Annotated in this window: 3 protein-coding genes; 2 read left to right on the top strand and 1 reads right to left on the bottom strand. The window is 39.5% G+C overall.

Annotated features, from left to right (window positions below):
* The first annotated feature begins 71 nt into the window (after positions 1 to 71).
* Together E1171_RS12555 and E1171_RS12550 are read left to right on the top strand one after the other, a co-directional pair.
* Positions 72 to 3,014, top strand: coding sequence for a hypothetical protein (locus E1171_RS12555; RefSeq protein ID WP_155206354.1), 2,943 nt, complete (start codon positions 72 to 74; stop codon positions 3,012 to 3,014).
* Between the two features lie 569 nt (positions 3,015 to 3,583).
* Positions 3,584 to 6,571, top strand: coding sequence for a beta strand repeat-containing protein (locus E1171_RS12550; RefSeq protein ID WP_155206353.1), 2,988 nt, complete (start codon positions 3,584 to 3,586; stop codon positions 6,569 to 6,571).
* Between the two features lie 187 nt (positions 6,572 to 6,758).
* Here E1171_RS12550 and E1171_RS12545 read toward each other — a convergent pair.
* A partial coding sequence (locus tag E1171_RS12545) for a metallophosphoesterase (protein WP_155206352.1) occupies positions 6,759 to 7,931 on the bottom strand: 1,173 nt, incomplete at its 5' end.

Raw genomic sequence — 7,931 nt, 5'->3', positions numbered from 1 at the left:
ATCTTTCAATAATAAATTTCTTCAACTCTTTTTACCCCCCAAACCACATCTAAACCTTAATGCTTACAACAATGAAACGAAATCTACTTCTCGCCCTAGCCCTTCTCCTATTAACAAGTAGCCAACTCTTTTCCCAGGTAACCATTACCCAAACAGGCATGGGGCACTTCGGAATGGGCATACAATTAGCCCCCAACAACAACATGATTACAGCCGATCAGGATGGTAATTTTAATTTCTTCTTTGGCCTTCAAGCCTTTGGGCAAGACAACGAAATCATAGCCAGTCAAGTAAGTAGTTTCAACACCGCCCTCCAATTTCAGTTTGGCGGACAAAATCTGCTATCTGATGTACAACAAAACGATGCTGGTGGAATCAGTCGGTTTAACTTGGCCTTTACCTCCCAAAGGGGAAACAATAATACCATCGGCATTTTACAAAGTGGACGAAATGGAAGAACCTTATTTAACCGGGCTATCTGGATCCAAAAAGGAAGGGATAATAGAGGAGGCTTTGGATTTATCGATTTTGGTATAGACCAGAGAGGGGGAGAAATGGGCTTTAGTCGTAACAACCGTGCTTTCTGGGCCCAAATAGGAGATCGAAATGACGGTCAAATATTTCAAAGTGGTGAATTTGACGAGTTTTTATCTGGTGGGATTAGCCGTAACAACCAGGCCATATTTTTACAAATCGGAAACGACAATACCGGAGATATAGACCATGACGGGGAAGATGGAGGGACCAGTAGAGACAATTTTGCCTTCCTACTACAAAATGGAAATTTAAATGATGGAGAAATAGACCAAGCAGGAGATGAAACCACCAGCCGAAACAATAGGGGAATTATACGAATATTCGGAGATGAGAACGAGGGAGATATGGAACAGGAAGGAGAGGATGGAATGGTAATTGGTAACCAAGGATCTATTCTTATAAGAGGGGATCGTAATTTAGCAGAGCTTTTCCAAGATGGACAGGATGGGCTGGTCATAAATAATCGATCCACGATCACAATCATCGGAGATGATAATGAAGGCCAAACCCTGCAGGAGGGAGAATTTGGTGTCAGCCGGGATAACAATGCTTTTATCTTAATCAATGGTAAGGAAAATAGAGGAAAAATAGATCAGGATGGAGATAAAGAGGATGGAGATGCCGGAATAAGCCGAAACAATAAAGGAATTCTCCTTCAATTTGGGGATCGAAATAATCTCCTTGGAGAAGGTACTGAAGAAGGAATATTTCAAACCGGGAAAAAAGGTACATCCCGGGGAAATTTCGGCTTTATGTTGCAAAAAGGAGACGATAATGGGGCCATTATAGAACAAAGTGGAAACCTTTTTGATGAAGACTTGGCAGATGGAGGAAGAAGTATAAACAACTGGGCTGCAGCCATCATTAGAGGTAATGATAATTTTGGCAATCCTTTTGGGGATCCAAGGACAAGTGGTTTAAAAATTGAGCAAAATGGCATTAATGAGGGAGTCAGCCGGGATAATTTTGCTTTTGGCCTGATCAAGGGAAATAGTAATGAGCTAGGTATTGAAATTCAACAAAACGGTGGAAATTTGGAAAGTAGCGGCACAAGTAGAGGAAATCATGCTTTTGCCTTTCTCCGTGGCAATAACAATACCGGAGACGGTTTCGAAACCCATGCTATTAAGATCGAACAAAATGGAGGAGAAGGAGGAAGAAGTATAGACAACCAAGCCATTGCCTTAATCAATGGAAATAATAATACCAATTCTAACTTTCGAGACATCGATCAAGTCGCACTATCTGGAGGCCTAAGCCAACAAAATTTTGCCCTTTTGTTAATCAATGGAGATGATAATGATAACGCTTATGAGTTAGATCAAAGTGCTAGATTCTCTGAAACTGCCATAAGTAGAAACAATAAAATGATTGCCCTTATTGATGGAAATAACAATGACCAAGGTTTAAATGACATCGATCAAATTGGTTTTAGGGGAACCAGTCAAAATAACGAAATGTATCTCGCCATCATAGGAAATAGCAACACTTCTGGCATGTTGCAATTGGAACAAAATGGTACTGCAGAAGGAGGAATCAGTGAAAATAATCGAATCTATGCCCTAATTAATGGGGACAACAATGTTGAGAGCATTACCATTTTTCAAAATGGTCTTGGCACAAGTCGAGGGAACCAAGCCCATGCCCTCATTCATGGAGATGATAATAATTTAAGCATAAAAATAGAACAAAACGCTATTTTTGGCTCCCAAAGTCTTAGCATGAATAACCAGGCTTTTGCCCTTATTAATGGGAATGATAATGAAATGGGAATCAATATCTTACAGAATGCTACAGACAATGGACAAAGCCTTAACAACAAAGCCATTGCTTTTATCAGTGGAAACAATAATGATAACGGAATAATCATAAGCCAAGGCAGTGATAATGGAGATGGCCGAAACAACCTGGCCTTTGCATTAATCAATGGGAATAATCATATGGATGCTATCAACATCAGTCAATTTGGAATTGATGGAACTACAAGAAATAATACTGCCAAAGCCATATTGATACAGGGAAATAATAACTCCATTAATATTTCTCAGGATGCTAATACCTCAGGGCAAAGCAGAAACAACCTGACCTTTGCTCGCATAATTAGAGGTCAAAATAACACCATTGACATCTCGCAAGATGGAGTAAATGGCATAGCCCGAAACAATACTGCTGTTGCCAACCTGGTGGACATGAACGGGCAGAATTTGGTCATTAATCATGACAATATGATTGGAACAAACAGCTTTATCGGCCAGTACCATGGAGTAAATTTCACAGCTGAAATGACCACTACCCTGGGAGGAAGCTACAATACTGGAATGATTATCCAAGCCAATGGAATGAACAATGCCGCTTACTTGGAACAGAATGGAGATTATAATTTTAGCACTCAAACTCAGATTGGAAGCAACTTACATAGTACTATTATGCAAAATGGAACAGGAAATGTGGCCATCACCTATCAGTCTGGGAATTAATAGGTAATACTTGTTTCCATGTGAAAGCTTATCTCTAAGAGGCAGAATTCAATAAAATAGATTATAAAAAGCTTGGTTTTGTTTAAGCCGAGCTTTTTTTATGACATTTTACTTTAGGTCTTCAAAATCTCTATTTTGAACTTTGGAAACCATTCCAATTTATTACTTAAGTAGGATATAAAGAAAATTGAAAATATTAATTTGTAAAGAATAAAAAAACAAACACTTCCCGCCTCCCCTTTTGATTCCATAAGTAAGGCAAAGCTAAGTTTTATCCTTGCCATTTAGTACCCTAGAGGACCCTAAATGGGAATAATTGATTCCAAAACTATAATGTATAATTTTTTTAAAGAATAATTGTATTATCCTTACATTTGTTTTAATTTACCTAATAATCAATTAATTGGGCCAAAAAGCAGAACATTTAGCTTTTTACTTAGTTTGACCACACTTGCCCAAACTTGTTATTCCTCCCCTTGACCATTCTCCTATCTTCCATCCGGAAAAACCTCACAATTCCCCTCCCCTCTCTAAACTCAATTCACAAGCTTCACTAAAATCCAAAATCCATGAAAAAATGTTTTCTACTACCGCTGGCGCTGTCATTACTTCTGGCTAACACACTTTATTCCCAAGTGATCATAGACCAAAATGGCAAGGGAAATATCGCAAAGGGCGAACAAATCAATCCCAACGGCAATTTGATCATGGCCACCCAAAATGGAAATTTCAATATCTTCCTTGGATTCCAGGCATTCGGAAAAAACAACCAAATTTTGGCCGGCCAATTAGGTAACAGAAACACCGCATTACAATTTCAATTTGACGGGAAAAACCTTAGCTCCATGATTTTTCAGGAAAATGATGGAGGAATTAGCCGATTGAACTTCGGCCTTACACTTCAAAAAGGTAGGAATAGTTCCATTATAATATCCCAAAAAGGAGGCAATGGGATTAGCTGGGGAAATAGGGCTATTGGCATTCAATTTGGAAATAAAAACTCTATTGACATAAGGCAAGATGGCTTACAAGGAATAAGTAGGGGAAACAGCGCCTACGCCCGAATTAATGGAAATCGAAATGATCCCGGCATAAGGATAGAACAAAATGGTGGGAGTATTTTTGAAGGTGGAGGAACAAGCAGGGGCAACCAAGCATATGCACTAATCCAGGGGAACAACAATGCTGGAGCTAATTCAGAACCAAATGCCATAAAAATCCAACAAAATGGACTTAATGAGGGCACGAGCCGGGACAATTATGCCTTTGGCTTAATCAAGGGAAATGGAAATGGCACAGCTGATTTCAGTGCCATAGCCATAGAACAGAATAGCTTTGGCGGTGGAAGAAGTACAAATAACAAGGCCATGGCCACTATTAAGGGAAACAGGAATGAAGATGGAATCAAAATAAGGCAAAATGGCGGAGATTTTTCATCCGGCATAAGCCAGGGAAACAAAGCTTATGCCACCATCAGGGGGAGTAATAGTAGTGATGATGCCATAGAAATAGACCAGAACGGTTCTTCTGACGGAAAAAGTATAAATAACAAGGCCATGGCCATAATTAAGGGAAATAAAAATGAAGACGATGCAGTAGATATACTTCAGAATGGCTCATTTGAAGGGAAAAGTATGAATAATAAAGCGTTTGGGATAATCATTGGAAACAGGAATGATGATGCCATAGAAATAGATCAGAATGGCTCTTCTGGCGGAAAAAGTATAAATAACAAGGCCTCTGCTTTACTCATTGGAAGTAAAAATACGTTTGGCATAGACCAAATAGATCAGAATGGATTTTCTAGTGGAAAAAGTATTAATAACAAAGCCTCTGCTTTACTCTTTGGAAACAATACTGAACAAGCTATAGATGAAATAGAACAAAATGGCTTTCAAGTCGGAAAGAGCATTAACAACAAGGTCTATGCGCAGGTTCATGGGAATGGCAATAATTTTGGTATAAGGACAGAGCAAAATGGTGGGAATAGTGGAATTAGCCGCAACAATCAGATATATGCCCTCATTAAGGGGAATAATAATGCTGGAACTGTGGGCCCTCGCATTAATACCATCAACATAGAACAAAATGGAGGGAATGATTTAAGCAGTGGCATAAGTAAAAATAACCTGGCTTATGCAATAATTGAAGGAAATAGAAATACAGCCTCTGAAAGGAGTATCATCAACATAGAGCAAAATGGTCTAGGCGATGGCATCAGTAGTGATAATAGAGCTTTTGCTAAGATTGAAGGAAATCGCAATAATTCGGGAGCCATCAGGATACAACAAAATGGGCTAGAAGGAGAAATTAGTCAAGATAATAAAGCTTTCGCCTATATTCAGGGAAATCGAAATGGGGTTGATGAAGAAAGCAGCATAGAGATAACTCAAAGTGGTAATTCGGGTGGAAAAAGCCTAAAAAACAAAGCCTATGGTATCATCCGTGGTAATAGGAATAATGCAGAGAGAAACCTCATTGAGATAGAACAAAATGGAAATGCTATTGATAACCGAGCCTATGTGATCATCCAAGGCAATAATAATTCTGCTGACGATAAGATCATCCAAATAGAACAAAGTGGAAACTTTGGGATAACCCAAAACAATAAAATAATTGCCGTAATTGATGGAAACAGGAATAGTACAGGAGATGCGATCATGGAGCTGGACCAAAATGGACAGGCTAATGTTATTAATCAAAAAAATCTAATTTACGCTCTTATCCAGGGAAATAGGAATAGTGGAAGCGACATAATAGACATCACACAATCTGGCTTCACCCAAAATAACCAAGCATGGGCTCTAATCAAGGGAAGTAACAATAATAACAGCAGTGATCTCATCAATATCGGTCAATCTGCTTTTAGTGGAGGACAAAACCTTGATAACGGTGCCTGGGCAAAAATAAAAGGAAATGGCAACACAGGAAGGATTTCTATAAGCCAAAGAACAACAGGAGCCAATAGCCTAGGTAAAGAAAACCTGGCCCTTGCACACTTAAATGCCAATAATAGTAATTTTGAGATTTCCCTGTCACAAGAAGCTAACAATGGAGGGGAAAGTAAAAGAAATTTGGCTATAGCAACAGTGAAGGGAGGAAACGACCATATCGTAAATGCTTCCCAAAGTGGCCTCAATGGAAGAAGCATTAACAACAAGGCTAGGATCAACATAATAGGTGGTGCTAATAATACGGTCAATATCTCCCAAGATGGAACTGGAGGAAGCACTGCCCGACGAAATACTGCCGTTGCAGAATTGGTAAACATGAATGGACAAAATGTCCTTATTGAACAGGACAATATGATTGGGGACACTAAGTTTATCGGTCAATACAATGGAAAGAACTTCATTGCTGAAATGACCACTACTTCTGGTGGCACCTTTAATACAGGTATTATCATTCAAAAAAATGGAGAAATGAATGCTGCCTACCTCGAACAAAATGGTCATTTCAATTTCGGCTTTCAATTCCAGAAAGGAAGCCATTTAAGTTCTTCCATTACCCAAAATGGATCAGGGAATAGGGCTACTCACCTACAAATTGGGAGTTAAGAAAAACAATCAAACTTACCTCTTGGCCTTCCAGAAGCCAGCACCTATCAGCCGGGAAATTGAGGAGCGATTAATTCACTTATTCCCAAAATACAGGAACCATTTTTTAGGACAATAAAAAAGCAGGGGGATTAATAAACCCCTGCTTTTTTTATTAATTTTTTAAACATTATAGGTTAGGCTGCATTTACTGTTTCATAAACCGCCTACTACTTACTTCTTCCCCCTCCTTAATATCAAGAATGTATACTCCTTTCTTCAATGTAGTAATGTCGATAGTAGTTTCTACTGAATCAAGGTTTCCTTCTTTCACCATTTTTCCTTGCAAGTCTTTAATTTGGTAAGTTGCATGGTCGGATTCATTAAGGGTAATGATCAAATGTGTGCCTACTGGATTTGGAAAAAGGCCAGCTCTTTGCTCATGCCCAACAGTCTCTCCACTTCCCATTAGATTACTTGACGCTGTGCTGCTTCTACCTCCTCCCCCGTGAATAGGTCCACCACCTCCACTTCCCGGTGGTTGATTCACTGGACCACCACCCCCGCCTGGACCGTCATCATCATCTCCTCCTCCACTGGATGTTAGGGTATAGGAATCGATCCGCTGACCATCCTCTTCGTAAAATTCGAAGGTAATCTGGCTGGAAGAAGCTTCAATTAACATGGCCCCGTAATCATCATTGTAACGCACCTTACTTCCATTAATAGGAGAATATATATCATATCTTGACCTTCCTCCCAAACCATTAACGAAATAAACCAATTCATCCGATTGACCTTCATCTTTAATAATCCGTTCATAATGATGGTCATGACCCGCAATTACAGCGTCTGCACCCCAATCGGCAAATGGCCACTGCATATCACTATTATTTCCATGATTCCCAGAGGAATATGGAGCGTGGTGAAAATAGACAATTTTCCAGGTGGCATTAGAAGAGGCCAATTCATCCTGTAGCCATCGTGCTTGCCTGGAGGTTGACCTGATTCCGTCTGGCTCTTCATCATTACTATTCACCGCGAAGAAATGGATCTCTCCAAGTATGAAATCATAATACCTTTCATTACCCGGCAAATCAAAATAATCTAAATAGGGCTGGGCATTTGTAGTATAATAATCATGATTTCCCAGTGATGGCCAAAACTTATTGGAACTTGCCCCGGACCCATAAGAGCCCAGGTACGGATAAATATAATCACTAAAATACTGTCCAATGTTCCGATCAATGGTAGAGGCTTCACCATCATCATAATTATTGTCGCCCAAAGTAATGATAGCATCTACATTCCAGCTATCAATTAAATTGGCTACATCCTGCTCATTCGGGCCTGCATCCCCATAATCACCGATAGCCGCGAC

The sequence above is a fragment of the Xanthovirga aplysinae genome (assembly GCF_009711365.1).
Taxonomy (GTDB): Bacteria; Bacteroidota; Bacteroidia; order Cytophagales; family Cyclobacteriaceae; genus Xanthovirga; species Xanthovirga aplysinae.
Note: the sequence above shows the minus strand (reverse complement) of the source record. Positions and strands in the feature narration are given on the sequence as shown.